The sequence below is a fragment of the Paenibacillus sp. FSL H7-0940 genome (assembly GCF_037979415.1).
Lineage (GTDB): Bacteria > Bacillota > Bacilli > Paenibacillales > Paenibacillaceae > Paenibacillus > Paenibacillus amylolyticus.
On record NZ_CP150280.1, the window covers coordinates 5,206,720 to 5,223,249 of the forward strand.

Consider the following 16,530-nt stretch of genomic DNA (forward strand, 5'->3'; position numbering starts at 1 on the left):
GAAATAACGTGAAAAAGCGAAGCGGTCGCCTTTATCACCGGATTTTCCCTTTAGAGAAAGGGAATCAAAAAAATCTGGGGATAACAGCGATTGGAAGGTTATTCTGTCATCGAAGTGGCAAGTGTAACAGTCATTAGTTCATTTTATATATCACGAAAGGAGCCGTGATCTCTCATGGCAAGCACACTACTTAGTATTCAGGTTATCCCGAAAACGCCAAATGGCGAGAACTCTTATCCTTACGTAGATCGCGCCATTGAAGTTATTCAGCAATCTGGCTTGAAGTATCAGGTGAACGCGCTTGATACCACGATGGAGGGGGAACTGGAGGAACTGTTGGAGGTTGTCCGTAAAATGCACGAGGTACTTGTGGAGGCTGGCAGCCCAAGCATCATCTCCCAGATCAAAATCGCCCATAGCCCTGCTGGCTTCAGCATGGATACCCTGACGGAGAAGTATCGCTAATGCCTGCCTATTTCAAAAGTGTATGGCCGCCCTTTGTGGCGGTTATTCTCTTTATAGCGATATGGCAGGGAGCCGTCTCCCTCTTCCATATTGAGAAATGGATGCTGCCTGCACCGTCCGACATCGCCCGCGAAGCGGCAACCCAGGCCGAACGACTTGGCATGCACGCTTCCGCAACCATTCAGTTAACGCTGATTGGATTCGCCGCTGGAACAGCGGTTGGATTACTGATTGCGATGGTGCTGCATTTGGTCCCTTTTCTCAAGTCAGCCCTGTATCCTTTACTTATTCTTAGTCAAAATATCCCAACCATCGCGCTCGCGCCGCTCCTGTTAATCTGGTTCGGATTCGGGCTGTTGCCCAAGCTGATTACAATCATCCTCGTCTGTTTCTTCCCCGTTGCAGTGGCGGCCATGGACGGCTTGACCCGTACTGACGCGGCGATGATGAACTATATGCGCATGGCTGGTGCGAAACGTCATCATATCTTCTGGAAGCTGGAGCTTCCCCATGCGCTGCCATCCGTGTTCTCCGGTGTCAAAATCGCCGCTACCTATAGCGTGATGGGCGCCATCATCGCCGAATGGATTGGTGCAGACAAGGGTATTGGTTATTATATGATGCTGCAAAAGTCCGCTTATCGCACGGACCGCTTATTCGTGGCGATCATGATTATTGTCGCGCTCAGCTTGCTGCTCTTCCTGTTCATTGCCCTACTGGAGAAGCTGCTCGTGCGCTGGCGGCCACAGAAGCGATAGTAAAGAAGTAATCTGTATATTAGGAAGTGATGACCATATGAATCGGCAACAGGATGAACAAGTCCAACCTGGACGAGGAGCACACGCGATGGAGCCAAAGCATGGTGTAAAACTCCATCCAGCTACGTCTGATCGACCTGCCAATACGACTCCTGCTCCGGTTCCACCTGCACTGGACGTTGTTAATGTTCATGCATCATTCCGTGAACGGCGCAGCAAGCTACCGGTTCTGAACGGCCTGTCCCTGACTGTGGAGCAAGGCGAGTTTGTTGCTATCGTTGGACCTTCTGGCTGTGGCAAGAGCACCCTGTTCCATATCATCGGCGGTCTGCTGAAGCCACAGGAAGGCCAAGTGCTTATGAACGGTCAGAATGTAACGGGACAGCGTGGCAAGATTAGTTATATGCCGCAACAGCCCGCCCTTTTCCCGTGGCGTACCATTGAAGATAATGTACTACTTGCTGGTGAAGTAGCTTCAAGTGCTCCACCTGGGGCCGAAGCACTTACAGAGGCTCGAAAGTGGTTAAGCAGCGTGGGTCTTGCCGGGTTCGAGCAGGCCTATCCTCATATGCTGTCGGGCGGAATGCAGCAGCGTGCTGCATTTCTGCGTGCCCTGCTCAGTCCGCAGGAACTCATGCTGCTGGACGAACCTTTCAGCGCGCTGGATGCACTGACACGTAGCGACATGCAGCGCTGGCTGCTCGATATCTGGGAACAGAACCGCCGCTCGGTGCTGTTCATCACCCACAATATCGAAGAAGCATTGCTACTTGCAGATCGGGTCTATGTATTATCCAACCGACCTGCAACGGTGTTGCACGAGGTACATGTTCCTTTTGATCGCCCAAGACGAGAAGAAATTACGGAGGAATCCGCTTTTTTGGAGCGTAAACGGCAGATTGCACAGTGGATGAAAGAAGAACAGCAGAAAGCCCGCCTATCTTGATAGTGCGGGTTTTTAAGTTATTTATTTCCTTTAATGGGTGATCCACCATAAGAAATTCTGCGTAACATAGTTAGAATATAACTGAACACAAGGAGGAATTCCCTCGTGCATTCTCAAGCTTTTGCACCATTAATTGATGCTCATATTCACTTCGATCAGTATACCCCTGACGAACAACGCGAGATGCTGCTATCGTTTCCGTCTCAGCAGGTCGAAGCAGTCATTGCCGTGTCCATGAATCTCGCTTCTGCCAAGACCAATCTGGAGCTTGCAAAACAACATCCACGTAACATCTATCCGGCCTTCGGTTTCCATCCGGAACAGGAACTGCCGTCCGTTGCAGAAATGGACCTATTCTTCCAATGGATCGAGAAGCACATGGGACAAGCCACAGCCATCGGAGAAGTCGGCCTTCCCTATTACAACCGTTTGGAAGCTGAGCAGGCAGGGCAGCGCTTCGATCAGAGCGGGTATATCATGCTGCTTGAACGTTTCATCCAACTTGCCAAAAAGCATAACAAACCACTTGTCCTTCATGCGGTATACGATGATGCGGATATTGTCTGTGATCTGCTGGAGCAATATCAGTTCCGACGTGCTCATTTCCACTGGTTCAAAGGATCTCGCCAAACCGTAAGGCGTATGGCGGACAACGGTTATTTCATTTCCTTCACGCCGGATATTCTATATGAAGAAGAGATTCGTGAACTCGCCCGGCAATATCCATCAGAACAAGTGATGGCCGAGACCGATGGACCTTGGCCCTTCGAAGGACCATTTCAGGGACGAATGACACACCCGGCCATGACCAGACAGGTCATCCAAGCTTGGAGTGAAATCACTGGCATGGGAACCGAGCGGGCCGCCCGTCTTTTTTATCAGAACACAAAGCGTTTCTACGGCTTAACTTGAGTACAATCAGGTAACAGCAAGTACACTCGCATGCCCTGCCAGCACAGCACAAAGAAGCCAGTCGGCTTCGCCACCGACTGACTTCTAATTTACTATATATATCAGTTGAACTAACCATTTACACAAGAACGTAGAGGACAGAAATAACCTGAGGAAGCAACGCGTTCGCCTAAAAGTACCTTCAGTTCAACTTAGCGCTTCAAGAATCCTTTGCCTTCCAGGAACGGTCTCACTTGCAACCTTGTCGGCTCAGTCAGGCGCTTCGCCATCAGTTCGGACCATGGAGTCGTTCGTTCACCGTTAGTTCGTGCTTTCATGTACGCCGTCGTTGTCTCATCATACTGCTCAACACCTTTGATGCTCTGCTCGGCATTATAACGATTACGATGCAGAACTGCATCCAGTGGCAGACGCGGGCGAATTCCCGTTTCCTGATCTGCAACACCAATACACATGCCATACACCGGAAATACCCCTTCCGGTAATCCCAATAACTCGGCTACTTCCTCAATCCGGGTACGAAGCCCGCCTATATATACAATTCCGAACCCTAGTGACTCCGCTGCAAGAGCGGCGTTCTGGGAAGCAAGTGCAGCATCAATCGTGGCTACCATGAAATTCTCGGTTGAATCGGCATACGATTCCTTTTCAGGAAGATGACGTTTCGCAGCATCACTCAGCCGATACAGATCAGCACACCATACGAGAAACACCGGACATTCATTGACATAGGCCTGGTTGCCTGCCAATTCAGCCAGCTTGGCTTTTTGCTCTAAGTCAGTCACAGCAATTACGGTATAGGCTTGCACACTACTTGAAGAGGAAGCCATCTGCCCTGCAGATACAATGGCTGCAAGCTGCTCATCACTTACCGGGTCTGGCTTGAATTTGCGTACAGAGCGGTGTTTCATCATCAATTCAATGGTTTCATTCATGGCTGTTCACTCCCAATCCTCGTAGTACGAACTCAATTGTCTGCTCAGCAAGCTCGTCTGTATTCATATCCTGATAATCAAAGCCAAATCGTGAATTCTTGGCCCGTTTGTGCGCCAAAGCCACACCCATAACCTGAAGCATCGCATAAGATACGGACTCGACCTGGAACAATCCCTGGTCTTTTCCTTCTTGCAGCAGGTCCCTCACTCGGGTCCATACAGGGTCTAGAAAACGAAATACGGTAGCTGTACGATGTGTCCGCAGTGTAATTTCAAGCTGCACAATATCGCTCATCTCCCGATCCGTCATCGTGAACTTCACAACTTCACCAATAATTCGTCGGATACCTTCCACAGGCGAGGACATGGACTCTTCAGCCAGCGCGTTCATCATATGCCCAGGGAAGAAATGCTCAAATAATGCTTCGAACACCTTTTCTTTGCCGCCAAAATGATAAGACACCAGCGACACATTGGCACCTGCCTCATCACATATTTGACGAACACTCGTTCCGTCATACCCCTGCTGTGCAAAAAGCTTCTTGGCTGCAAGCAATATCCTCGTTTTGATATCCAACTCCGGTTCAGTCATTCCGTCCCGCTCCCTCTTGTCCGTTCATCTCATTCGCTCCAGCTCAAGGACTGTAGCCAGCGAATCATCTGTCTATTATATTACACCAAGCACCCCGATGAAAATCATCGGGGTGCTTGTCCTATCCTATGATGCAATGGTATACATCTGCTGTATTAGTTGTTTGCTTGAGCAGGGCTTGGAGCCATAGCTGGCATGCGTTGTTTTTTCAACAACGTCACGACCAGTGACAACGCAACGGCAACCAACAGTACAATCACGATAGAGCCCGCAGCAGACTGAACTCCTGGGCCTCCCAACTGCACGCTCAGAATACCCTGAACGGCGTATGTTGCAGGCAGGTACTGCCCAATGCCGCTATAGAAGCTGTTCAGCAATTCACGCGGTACCATAGCACCGGAGGATACCAGTTGCAAGGACAGTGAGATGATGTTGAACAGACTTCCCGCTGGTCCGAAGCAGATCAGGAAGAACTGGGAGAAGAACATGAACGTGCACAGGAAGAGCGCCTGGAACAACCAGAATGCAACGAATCCTTGTGCAATCTGTCCTCCCAGTGCCACGATCAGTGATGATCCCAGCAAGGAAACAACCAATGCGGAACCCACATTAATGACTACTCTCGCGCCAAACAAAGTCAATCGGGAATAAGTGGATGACAGCATACCCATGGCTGTCTGGAGATTCATCCCCATGATCATGGCACCTACATAGGAAGCCAGTACCATCATCATTGGCACCATCTGATTATTCATCCCGTTAACCGGGTTGATGGACGTTGTCGTTCCCTCCACTCGGGTAGTCAGGTTTGTAGCGGCTTCAGCAGCCTGATCGGCAGGTGCACCTGAAGCGGTCAATACCGTCTGTACCCCTTGTGCTGTAGCTTGTTTGTTAATCGTGTTTGTCACACTTTGTGATACACCTTGCATCATGCTTTTGATCGTAACCGGGTTCGCTTCATTAATGGTGTATTTAATCTCGGCGGTTGAGCCAGCCGTCTGAAGCAATTCGTTAAACCCAGCCGGGATATCCAGCACCATGTGTACTTGGTGATGATTCAGCTGATCCAAAGCTTCAGCCGCACTTAGATTGGATACGGTATGGAAAGGCAGTGTTCCTGCGAGCGAATCCGCGATTCCTTTGGACATTTCTCCGTCCTCGTTCACAATCGCAACCGTCAATTCTTTCGCACGGTCATTTACTCCAGAATATGCGGTCATCCAGATCACGCTAAAGATCACTTGGAACATAAGTGCTGTTACGATCCCTACAATCACTGGCGGTTTTTTAAACAATGTACGTAAAGCCTGTAACATAAAAGGTGTCCTCCATTACTCAAATAGTTCTAATTTGATTTAAACAGTTGTTTGAATCAAACGATCGTTTAAATTTTATGTGAATATGTCCATATTGTCAACTCATTTTTTGAAAAATTCAGAAAACGTAAGCTTTATTCATGAATACAATTGATCCATTTTCACAAAATTGCATTATGCTTTCCTTTCTCCGTAGAAAAGAACATCTAATACCAACGATTCAGGCTTACTTTCTAGCGACTCAACTGTATTTTTCTCAACAAAAAACACGGTCCGCCGCAGCGAACCGCGTATTTATTCATCCTCACTTCATTGACAATGACGCGTTGATTATATCTCCAAACAAAGGTCGGTCAGTCATTTCTCTTCAGCTTCATGCGTTGCAGACGTAGGGAATTCAGGACAACCGACACGGAGCTGAACGCCATTGCCGCCCCTGCCAGCCATGGAGCCAAGAAGCCAACTGCCGCAATGGGAATACCAATCACGTTGTATCCGAGTGCCCAGAACAAGTTTTGTTTGATGTTCCCCATCGTGCGCCGGCTCATCTCAATGGCATCTGCAATACTGTTCAGATCACCACGCATCAACGTAATATCCGCCGCTTCCATCGCTACATCCGTTCCTGTTCCGATCGCCATCCCAATATCCGCTGTAGCGAGTGCCGGAGCATCATTAATGCCGTCACCTACCATCGCGACTTTCAGGCCACTCTCCTGAAGTTTCTTCACTTCCGCAGCTTTACCCTCCGGCAGAACCTCAGCCAGTACTTTACCGATCCCTGCCTGTTCAGCTACAGCGCGAGCTGTTCGCTCATTGTCTCCCGTAATCATGATGACATCGATCCCCATCGCCTGAAGACGACCGATGGCTTCACGAGAGGTATCCTTGATGGTGTCAGCCACAGCCACGATCCCTGCCCACTGACCATCTACCGCTACCAGCATCGCTGTACGCCCTTGTTCCTCCAGACGGTTCATCTGCTGAACGGTTTCCTCAGAGACATTCACCTGTGCATCTGCAAGCAAACGACGCGTGCCGACCAGAATCTCCTGCCCTTTTGCTGAAGCTCGCACGCCGTATCCCGGTATGTTCTCGAACTTCTCTGTTGGGGTTAGCTCCAGACCCTTGGCACGGATACCAGCAACAATCGCCTCTGCCAGCGGATGCTCTGAACTCTGTTCTGCCGCTCCCACTCGCTCAAGCAGATCGGATTCCGTCCAATTCGGAGCCATAACAACATCGGTAAGGACCGGTTTACCTTGGGTTACTGTACCTGTTTTGTCGAGCACCACGGTCTGAATCTGTTGTGCCGACTCCAGATGTTCTCCGCCCTTGAACAGAATGCCATATTCAGCCGCACGTCCTGATCCAGCCATGACAGAAGTCGGCGTTGCCAGCCCTAGTGCACATGGACAAGCAATGACAAGCACGGCAATCGCTTTTTCAAGGGAACCGGCGAAGTCACCCGGACTTGCAAACAGATACCAGATCAGGAATGTCAGCGCAGCTATGCCGACAACAATCGGAACAAAAATGCCTGAAATGACATCTGCGATCCGCTGGATCGGTGCTTTGGAGCCCTGAGCTTGCTCGACTACTTTAATAATCTGGGACAAAGCCGTATCCGATCCCACTCGGGTCGCACGCAGTCGTAATACCCCGTTTTTGTTCAGCGTAGCACCTGTAACGGGATCTCCTGGCTTTTTATCCACGGGAAGGCTCTCTCCACTAAGCATGGATTCATCTACTGAGGATTGCCCTTCTTCAACAATACCATCCACCGGGATGCTATCACCCGGCTTCACCAGAACCAAGTCACCCACCGCGACATATGCGGCAGGAACCAACACTTCCTGTCCGTCCCGGATGACACGGGCTTCACGTGGAGCCAGTTCAATCAGGCTTTTGATCGCCTGTGAAGAGCGACCTTTCGCCACAGCTTCGAACCATTTTCCAAGTAGAATTAACGTAATCAGAATTGCACTTGTCTCATAATAGAGTTCTACCGAAGGCATGGCGGCTGTGCTCGTTCCCATTGCCCCATGATCCATGGTTGTAGAAGGTAAGTACCCACTGGATAACGTCAGATAGAGACTGTAAAAAAACGCTGCACTGGTACCCAATGCGACGAGAACGTCCATATTGGCACTGCGGTTACGTAGGGCTTTGTACGCCCCCACATAGAATTGCCATCCAATCACGAACTGTACCGGCGTTGCCAGCAGTAGCTGGAACCAAGGGTTCATGAATAGTTCGGGGACATAGATTCCGGATGTGAACGAGAAATGCCCGACCATTGCCCACAGCAAAGGAATCGATAACAACGCAGATATCATCCATTTCCACTTTTTGCGTTGCAGCTCACGTTCACGAACCGATGTGGTCTCTTCTTGTGTCAATTGCAGTTCAGCACCGTATCCCATCTGCTTGATCTTGGCGGTAATATCCGAAGGTTTCAATGCACCAGCGGCATATTCGATATGCCCTGTTTCCAGCGCCAGATTCACATTCGCCTGAGATACCCCCGGTAGTCGGGAAAGACCTTTTTCAATCCGGGCAGAACAAGCAGCACACGTCATACCCGTGATGTTCAGATCAACCGATTCGGACACCGTACCGTAGCCAAGCGCCTCTACCTTATCCCGCAACGCGTTCACGTTAGTTGTCTTTGGATCATAAGATACGGTTGCCTGTTCGATGGCAAGGTTCACATTGGCCTGATGCACCCCTTCCATGCGGGACAAGCCCTTCTCCACTCGTGTCGAACATGCAGCACAGGTCATCCCCGTGATGTGCAGTGTTGCCTTCAGTCCTGGTGCTTCTGCCATAGGTGCCATTGGTGTGGGTTCGGATGATCTATCCATTGGTTTATTCGTTGAGTTATCCATCATGTCAGCTCCTTTCATGTCGTTTCAATTTTTGTATGTTACACCCAACATACCCCCAAGGGGTATATATCAGACAGAAAATTAGGCTTAAACCTGACTCTTGGGAAAAGGTACTCTGACCTCTTTTTCGCCCATGAGCATGTTCGGTTTAAGCCTGTAATCCCGTTAGACTACATCGTATCCCTGATCTTCAATGGCAGCTTTGATCTGATCCACGTTCACCGTCTGCTCATCATATTCCACCGCTACCGTTCCCGCTGCCAGATCAACCTTACCACTCGCACCGGTATTCTTTACAGCTTCTTCAACCGACTTCACACAGTGATTGCAAGACATTCCCGTAACGTTCAACGTAACATTAGACATTCTAAATTCCTCCTTGGGGTATATTAAAATGATAAAATTAAATATGTGAATTGATTCAGCTTACTTCATTAACTTCCGCATCGTAACCAGCAGTTCATCCACAACCTCATGTTCACCAGCCTGAATACGCTCAACGATACAGCTCTTCATATGGCCTTCAAGCAAAAGTTTACCTACTGAATTAAGAGCAGACTGAGCCGCCGCAATCTGCGTCAGCACATCATCACAGTACGTATCCTTCTCGATCAATCCCTTGATCCCGCGAATCTGACCTTCCACACGGTTCAAACGAGAAACCAGGTTACTCTTCATCTCCTGCGAATGGTGACTCTTGCGCACATGCTTCCCATCACTGCCCTCGGCATGACAGGATACTGCTTCATGGACTGTAGCCAAAGCTTCCGTTGAATCTGACTTGGAGGATTGCAAAGGTTCCTCGGGATGGCTCTGATGATCCATCATGAACACCCCTTTTCTTTCGTTCTTTTCTAAGAGTAACATACCCCATGGGGGTATTCAAGAGGATTCTGATATTTTATTAAAAATGATGAATCCTTACTAATTAAATAGAGCGATGTATCTTACAAGGTATACTCCATCCTGCTGCTGCGGACGACCAGACCCATCTGTTCATAGAAAGCCTGTGCCCCAGAGTTAAACGTTGACACGGACAATTCCATGCTTTCTGCCTGAAGCTCTCTCCCTAACTCGATGAATGCTTGTAGTAACTGTTTACCTGTTCCTTGGCCCCGATGTTTGTTATCCACTACAAGTTCATGGATGTACAACATCTTGCGATCCACCATCAATGGGTTATCCTGAATTACACTTAACTGCGCGCTCCCGTAACCCAGAATCAAGCCCGTTTCGGAAGACTCGGCAACATATAGGTAACGCTTGTCCGTTTCCAGCAGTTCGATGAACTCCTTTTTCTCCATTCTGGTCTCCAACGCTCTGTATAGATCCGGCCGCGCCTCGACATGCATCTGGTGCAGCTCATCCATCAACAATGACACGCCAGAGTAGTCCCTCATTTCTGCCTTTCGGATGTTAATCGTACCTGTACTCATCCCAATCACTCTTTCGTCTACTGAATTTTACATTATTATACAACCAAAAAGCAGATACCATAAGGGTACCTGCTTCGCTAAATTTATTTTCATTCCATCTAGCCCATATGATGCTCATATTGTTTATTTTTTCGAAGAAGTATTTCCTTCATTAAAAGCAACAGGTGATGGCTTCGCTGCCCATTCGTCCGCCTGCGGCTCAATGTCTACTCCGCTCAAAATCTTCTTTTTCTCCATCAAGGAATCCCCGTCTTCATCCAACTTGTTGCGAATTTCCGCCTCGTCCTGAGGTTGATTGTTCTGTGTCATCGTAGAATCCTCCCTTTTTTCGTATTCATGTTGATGTTCCTTTATATAACGTGCCCACTTTCTGCATTATCATTCTCTTCGAGGATCAGGCCTTCCCCAAGTTAAGCTAAATCTATCTCTAAACCCTTTCGTTAATCGAAATCAACCTGTTTATCCAAAATGATTTCCTCTACTTTGTATTCCATTTCTGGTATTGAGGGAATCAAGGAGAATCGAACGTTTTCCAGAGAAGAAGGAAGGGCAGGAATCACTCGGAAACTAATTTGCGTCTCCCCACCTCCTCCACGACTGCCATGTCTCATGGTGATATGTCTCTGTTCGCTGAATATTTCCAGAGCCAGATGTGGAACCATTTGTATACGCTCAGCTTCATTCCCCTTATATTGAATCTCCACATAAACGAGGCTTTCGCCTTCATATTGCATCGAATGCGTGATCATATACTCACACGAATCTTTGATCATTTTCTTCATAATCGGCACCACACTCGTCAATTGAAGAGGTTCACTTGGAAAGTAGTGTCTTTGCGGCATCGGTTGCACGCTACGGAGAACATATCGGATATCTTCCTCCTTCATATCCAGTAAGCTCACCCATTCATCGATGGTATTTTGAGGGGGTTGGTATTGGACTGCTCCGGTTATGTCCTTTCTGGCTGCAACCAGTTTCAAAAGTTGCTCATCAATCCGCTGTACCTCATCGCTGTATTCATTAGGAATTTCACGTAATTCACTCCAGCCCATATTTAATCACTCTCCTAATTTAATGACATGCCATGCAAATACAATTCGCCACTGTACCTGCATCCCCCTCTTAAAAAGGAAAGGACGCTCCTTGGGTCATATTCATGACCTTACGGGACGCCCTTTTTATATTGTCCACCTCAAATGGACATCATCTACTGTTTTGCTTGTAACAATGAGCAAAAATGTATACTTGCCTTAACCAACCTACGCCTGATCTTGGCGAGCAAGCGCGGCTAGTGCGCGTAGCGCTGCATTAATCTCGCGCTCCACCGCTTTTCCAACCGCATCCGTATGCGGATCATACTCGGCTGCCAGGTCACTGTCCGCGAATCCATCGATCGCGACAATGGCTCCGGCGCGAGCGCCACGCAAGGTGCTGACGATGTAGAGCGCCGCAATTTCCATCTCAGCCGCAAGTGCTCCAGCCTGCTTGTACTTGCGGTGTGGAATCTCTTCCACGCCTGCAAAGAACGCATCCAGCGTTACGGTGATACCAACGCCCACTTTGCCTGCAAATGTTGCAGCATCCGCGCTTTCTTGCTCGCGAGCAGCTTCGATCAACGCTTGTGTCACCCCAATGTCCGCTACCGCTGGAAAACCATCCGGCACCAGTTGGCGAGTCAACCCCTCCGTACGAACAGCGGCTGTACTCACAATCACACTGCCTGCCGGATAATCAGCTGTATACGATCCCGCTGTACCTACACGAATCAGAGTTGTTACACCCGCCCGAATCAGTTCCTCGAAACACACAGCTGCTCCAGGCGAACCTACACCATGACTGACCACAGCGATCTGTACCCCTTCATACAATCCAACAAATGTACGATACTCCCGACTGAACGCCAGTTCTCTCGCCTGCTCCAGTTTACGGGAAATCTTCTCCGCACGTGCCGGATCACCACAGACGATGGCATATGCCGGCATGTCTTCCGAATGAATCTGCAAAATAGGCATCAACATATCAATCAAACTCCTTCTTCGTCCACTCGTCTTCCGGAATCGGCAGATCTTCACCCGAGAAGCGTTGTTCCTTGAACGGATCGGCAAAATGGTGGAAACCATTCACTTCCCAGAATCCATTACGGTCTTCTGTCATAAACTCCAGACCACGTATCCACTTGGCACTCTTCCAGAAGTAAAGTTGTGGCACGACCATACGCAGTGGAAAACCATGCTTGGGTGTCAGTGGCTCACCGTTATATTTGAATGCAAGCAATACATCATCATGCATCAACTCTTCGAGCGGTACATTTGTTTCATAATCATGATCTGCATGGATCATGACGTATTTTGCCTCCGGCTTAACCCCCAGAAGTTTCACAAAATCGGAAAAACGAATACCTTCCCACGGCGTATCGAATTTCGACCAACGGGTAACACAGTGAATATCACTCACCGTGTTCACCTGTGGCATCGCCTGCAACTCAGCTAAGGAGAACACCTTCTCCTCTTCTACTTCGCCAAATACCTTCAAGTCCCAGGTGGACAGGTCATATTCCGGTACTTCCCCTTCATGCAGAATCGGGAATTTCTCCGTCAGCATCTGTCCTGGCGGCAGCCGATCTCCGTGATCGTTACCTGTTTTTGGTGCCGGGGTTTTACTTTTTTTCAAACGTTCAGCCTTGTTATGCAAGTGGAATTCCTCCTTCTTTTACTGTCTCTAACATAGGCATTCAGAATTAACGCGAGCTTCCGCCCGCTTTCAGTGCATCCTGTGCATAGGTACGGTCTTTGAAAAAGAACATCGCGACCAGCGTTACAATATACGGCAACATCAACGTGAAATGCGTTGGCAGGGAGAATCCTTGCAGACGAATACTCAATGCTTCCATGAAGCCAAACAGCACACTGGAGCCCATGACGCCAAGCGGATTCGCTTGTCCTAACATCGTTGCCACCAGCGCGATAAAACCACGACCAGCAGTCATGCCTTCGGTAAACATCGTCACCTGACCGAGCGACAACTGTGCTCCAGCCAGAGCACACAACACACCGCACATCAGAACGGCACCATACTGGATGCCACGTACCTTGATCCCGATGCTCTGTGCTGCAATCGGGTTCTCACCGACGGAGCGCAGGCGGAAGCCGGATACACTTTTGAACAGGTAAAATTGTAGTGCAATCACGAGCACAATACCGAGGTAAACCAGCGGACTATGTCCCGATATTACATCGCCCACCCACGGGATGTCCTTAATCAGCGGAATATCCCACTTGGGAAGTCCCACCATGTCTTTATCGTAGTATGCACCTTTTACATCAAAAATCGCACGCAGTGCAAAGGTCGTCACCCCCGCAGCCAGGAAGTTAAGCGAGATCCCGACCACGATGGCGTTGGCTTTCAGATTAATGCTTATAAAGGCAAAGAGCGCCGAGAATAACATCACAATTATAATGGAAAAGAGTACCGCCAGCAGCACATTACCAAACAGATAATTACCGACAATAGCGGAGAACGCACCGATCAGAACCAGTCCTTCAAGACCCACGTTAAACAGACCTACACGAGAACATAAAGCCCCACCGAGCGCTGCAAGCAGGATTGGAGTCATAATCCGCAAGGTTGAGCCAAACATGGCTGCATCAAACAGTTGTTGCATTGGACTTTTTCTCCTTTCTCCGCTTCAGGAATGAATAACCGATCTGAGCTGATACAAATAACGTCAATACAGCTTGGATGACACTGCCAACTTCCAGCGGTACATCCGTGTTCCGTTCCATCCCCATGGCACCCGTCTGTAGCGCAGCCAGCAAAATAGCTGCTACAGCTGTACCGAGTGGATGCGAGCGGGCAAGCAACGTGGCCATAATGCCGCTCCATGCGTAACTTGCCGATGACAATGAGCCATCAAGGAAACGGTACTGAGTACCGAGCACTTCCCCCGCACCCGCGAGTCCAGCAAGTCCACCACTGATGACCATGGACAGCATCATCATGCGAATGCGGCGAACACCACCGTAGGTTGCAAAGGACGGGTTGCTGCCGAGCATGCGGATCTCGTAACCGGTCACCGTTTTATGCGTGAACCAGTAGATCAGAATGGCCGCTACAATGGCAATAATGAAGCCTGCATGCAGCCCCATGCCCTGGAACAACTTCGGCAACCAGATACTCTGGTCAATCATGGGTGTCTGAGCCATTGCTGCAGATCCTGTGCGGTCCTTAAATGGATAGGAGACCATGTAACCCCCGAAATAAATGGCAATATAGTTAAGTAGTAAGGTTGTGATCAACAAGTTCATCCCGAAGCGTGCATCCAGCCAGCCTGCAAACAGGGACCAGATTCCCCCGGCAATAATACCTGCCACAATCGCAGCAATACACACAAACCAGCCTGGCCCTGGCAGATAGAGCGCCGTGAGCGCGGCACTAAGCCCGCCAAGAATCATCTGGCCTTCGGCTCCCATGTTGAAGAATCCAGCACGGAATGCCAATGCTACGCCAAGCCCCGCCAAGATGATTGGTGTGGAACGAGCCAACGTATTGGTGAAGAAGTAGAAGTTGCCGAAGGCCCCTTTCCACATCTCCGCATACGTATCCACCACATTACCGCCAACGATCAGAATCGCCACAGCCCCTGCAATCAGACCGATGAATACGGCAAGCAGCGGCTGGACGAGTCCGCGAAGTGTTTCTTTTACCCGATTCATATCCGCTCTTTCCCTCCTGCCATTAACAAGCTGATCTGTTCCTCAGTTGCTTCCTCTGCTCTCAGTTCTCCGGCAATTTCGCCTTCATACATGACAATAATCCGATCAGATAATTGCAAAATTTCGGACAACTCCGATGAAATGAGCAGAATACCCGCGCCCTCGCTACGTTTGCGCAGCAATTCAGCATGGATTGTCTCCATCGCTCCGATATCCACACCACGAGTCGGTTCGGCTGCAATCAGAAACGGTGTATCCTGTGCAAATTCACGGGCAGCAATCAGCTTCTGCAAGTTTCCTCCAGACAGAAACTGTGCCTTGGTCTCCGCAGAACCTGTCTTGATGCTGAACTGTTGGATCCAGCTCTCTACCATTGTTCTTGCTGCTTTGGCTTTGATAATGCCGCGTGACTGCAAGCGATGATGATGTCCCATCAGCCCGTTCTCGCGAACACTCGCATCCTTGGCCGCTCCCCACATGTAACGATCTTCCGGGATATGAGCAAGTCCATGCTCCCGGATGCGCCGTACAGGCCAGTTGGTTGTATCCTGCCCGGAGAGCACAACGCGACCACTATCCGCCTTACGCAGTCCAGCAATGACCTGAATCAGTTCCGACTGGCCGTTACCTGAGATGCCTGCTATGCCAACGACCTCACCTTTACGAACTTCCATATGGATGTCCTTGAGCGCCGAACGATCCTTCGCTCCGGACAGATTAACCCCTTCCACCTGAAGCACCGCTTCCGCTGGTACCGATGGCTGCTTGTCCATACGCACAAGTTCACGACCAACCATCAGACGGGATAACTCCTCCACATGTGTATCCTTGGCTTCCAACGTACCTGTCACCTGACCATCCCGAAGCACCGTGATTCGGTCGGCTACATCCATGACTTCTTGCAGCTTGTGCGTGATCAGTACAAAGGTTTTGCCCAGCTTGGCGAGAGATTTCATGTTCGCCAGCAGTTCCTTCACTTCAAGCGGTGTTAGTACCGCCGAAGGTTCATCCAATATAATGATGTCTGCGCCCTGATGCAGCACCTTGAGAATTTCAACTCGCTGCTGCATGCCAAGCGGGCACTCGGACACTTTTTTCCACGGGTCAACCGGCATGCCATATTGTCTGCCAAGCTCGTTCACCTGAGCCGCTGCTTTTTTGCGGTCAAATGCGCCTGCCTTAGCCGGTTCGCGTCCAATGACGATGTTCTCCGCTACCGTAAAGGATGGGAACAGCATGAAATGCTGGTGCACCATGCCAATGCCACTTGCCATCGCCTGGGACGGCGTGGCAAAGCTCACCTCACGTCCACGGACTTTGATTGTGCCTGACGTGGGCTGTTCCATACCGTACAACATACGCATCAGGGTTGTTTTACCGGCTCCATTCTCACCTACCAGGGCATGAATCTCTCCCTCACGCAAATTAAAACGGATGTCCCGGTTAGCGGTGAAGCCGCCGTATTTCTTCGTAATCTGCTCCATCTCCAACAGCATATCTCGCGTTCGCTCCCCTCGGTCTCGGTCATTTAATAGCAGCAAAACCGGCTGCCTGATCGGGCAGCCGG

Annotated in this window: 18 protein-coding genes; 4 read left to right on the forward strand and 14 right to left on the reverse strand. The window is 49.6% G+C overall.

The window, feature by feature from the left end; translation table 11 throughout:
- Positions 1-174: 174 nt before the first annotated feature.
- The 4 genes from MHB71_RS22875 to MHB71_RS22890 all read left to right on the forward strand — a co-directional run bounded on the left by MHB71_RS22875 (position 175) and on the right by MHB71_RS22890 (position 3,081).
- Positions 175-465 (forward strand): thiamine-binding protein, encoded by a 291-nt coding sequence (locus tag MHB71_RS22875; protein ID WP_127551654.1) that lies wholly within the window; start codon positions 175-177, stop codon positions 463-465.
- Positions 465-1,223: an ABC transporter permease gene (locus tag MHB71_RS22880; RefSeq protein ID WP_340027796.1), complete on the forward strand. Its 759-nt coding sequence runs from the start codon at positions 465-467 to the stop codon at positions 1,221-1,223. The genes MHB71_RS22875 and MHB71_RS22880 overlap by 1 nt, the downstream gene beginning before the upstream one ends.
- 37 nt (positions 1,224-1,260) lie before the next feature.
- Positions 1,261-2,169: an ABC transporter ATP-binding protein gene (locus MHB71_RS22885; protein WP_340027797.1), complete on the forward strand. Its 909-nt coding sequence runs from the start codon at positions 1,261-1,263 to the stop codon at positions 2,167-2,169.
- A 105-nt stretch (positions 2,170-2,274) separates the two neighbouring features.
- Complete coding sequence (locus MHB71_RS22890; protein ID WP_340027798.1) at positions 2,275-3,081, forward strand: TatD family hydrolase; 807 nt, start codon at positions 2,275-2,277, stop codon at positions 3,079-3,081.
- Between the two features lie 191 nt (positions 3,082-3,272).
- Here the strand turns inward: MHB71_RS22890 and nfsA are convergent, their stop codons facing one another.
- From nfsA to MHB71_RS22960, 14 genes are all read right to left on the reverse strand, one after another.
- Positions 3,273-4,016 carry an oxygen-insensitive NADPH nitroreductase gene (gene nfsA / locus MHB71_RS22895; RefSeq protein ID WP_076319535.1) on the reverse strand — a complete coding sequence of 248 codons (744 nt, stop codon included), beginning with the start codon at positions 4,014-4,016 and terminating at the stop codon, positions 3,273-3,275.
- Positions 4,009-4,608, reverse strand: a complete 600-nt coding sequence (locus MHB71_RS22900; RefSeq protein ID WP_076319536.1) for a TetR family transcriptional regulator — start codon at positions 4,606-4,608, stop codon at positions 4,009-4,011. The genes nfsA and MHB71_RS22900 overlap by 8 nt, the downstream gene beginning before the upstream one ends.
- A 155-nt stretch (positions 4,609-4,763) precedes the next feature.
- Positions 4,764-5,924, reverse strand: coding sequence for an ABC transporter permease (locus tag MHB71_RS22905; protein WP_036673157.1), 1,161 nt, complete (start codon positions 5,922-5,924; stop codon positions 4,764-4,766).
- Positions 5,925-6,277: 353 nt separating this feature from the next.
- Complete coding sequence (locus MHB71_RS22910; protein WP_340030216.1) at positions 6,278-8,764, reverse strand: heavy metal translocating P-type ATPase; 2,487 nt, start codon at positions 8,762-8,764, stop codon at positions 6,278-6,280.
- A gap of 216 nt (positions 8,765-8,980) precedes the next feature.
- Complete coding sequence (locus MHB71_RS22915) at positions 8,981-9,181, reverse strand: copper ion binding protein (protein ID WP_017691004.1); 201 nt, start codon at positions 9,179-9,181, stop codon at positions 8,981-8,983.
- A 60-nt stretch (positions 9,182-9,241) separates the two neighbouring features.
- On the reverse strand, positions 9,242-9,640 hold the full coding sequence (locus MHB71_RS22920; protein ID WP_340019018.1) for a metal-sensitive transcriptional regulator: 399 nt from the start codon (positions 9,638-9,640) through the stop codon (positions 9,242-9,244).
- Between the two features lie 122 nt (positions 9,641-9,762).
- Positions 9,763-10,251 carry a GNAT family N-acetyltransferase gene (locus MHB71_RS22925; RefSeq protein ID WP_340027799.1) on the reverse strand — a complete coding sequence of 163 codons (489 nt, stop codon included), beginning with the start codon at positions 10,249-10,251 and terminating at the stop codon, positions 9,763-9,765.
- A gap of 123 nt (positions 10,252-10,374) precedes the next feature.
- Complete coding sequence (locus MHB71_RS22930) at positions 10,375-10,560, reverse strand: hypothetical protein (RefSeq protein WP_036616704.1); 186 nt, start codon at positions 10,558-10,560, stop codon at positions 10,375-10,377.
- A 131-nt stretch (positions 10,561-10,691) separates the two neighbouring features.
- Complete coding sequence (locus MHB71_RS22935) at positions 10,692-11,303, reverse strand: hypothetical protein (RefSeq protein ID WP_076253885.1); 612 nt, start codon at positions 11,301-11,303, stop codon at positions 10,692-10,694.
- 207 nt (positions 11,304-11,510) lie between these two features.
- On the reverse strand, positions 11,511-12,269 hold the full coding sequence (locus tag MHB71_RS22940) for a nucleoside phosphorylase (RefSeq protein ID WP_339285213.1): 759 nt from the start codon (positions 12,267-12,269) through the stop codon (positions 11,511-11,513).
- Position 12,270: 1 nt separating this feature from the next.
- Entirely contained in the window at positions 12,271-12,942 is a 672-nt protein-coding gene (locus tag MHB71_RS22945) for a sulfite oxidase-like oxidoreductase (RefSeq protein ID WP_017691010.1), read from the reverse strand.
- Positions 12,943-12,988: 46 nt separating this feature from the next.
- Complete coding sequence (locus tag MHB71_RS22950; protein ID WP_017691011.1) at positions 12,989-13,912, reverse strand: ABC transporter permease; 924 nt, start codon at positions 13,910-13,912, stop codon at positions 12,989-12,991.
- Complete coding sequence (locus MHB71_RS22955) at positions 13,896-14,963, reverse strand: ABC transporter permease (protein ID WP_036616697.1); 1,068 nt, start codon at positions 14,961-14,963, stop codon at positions 13,896-13,898. The genes MHB71_RS22950 and MHB71_RS22955 overlap by 17 nt, the downstream gene beginning before the upstream one ends.
- Positions 14,960-16,459, reverse strand: coding sequence for an ABC transporter ATP-binding protein (locus tag MHB71_RS22960; RefSeq protein WP_127551676.1), 1,500 nt, complete (start codon positions 16,457-16,459; stop codon positions 14,960-14,962). Before MHB71_RS22960 ends, MHB71_RS22955 begins: the two co-directional genes overlap by 4 nt.
- Positions 16,460-16,530 lie beyond the last annotated feature (71 nt).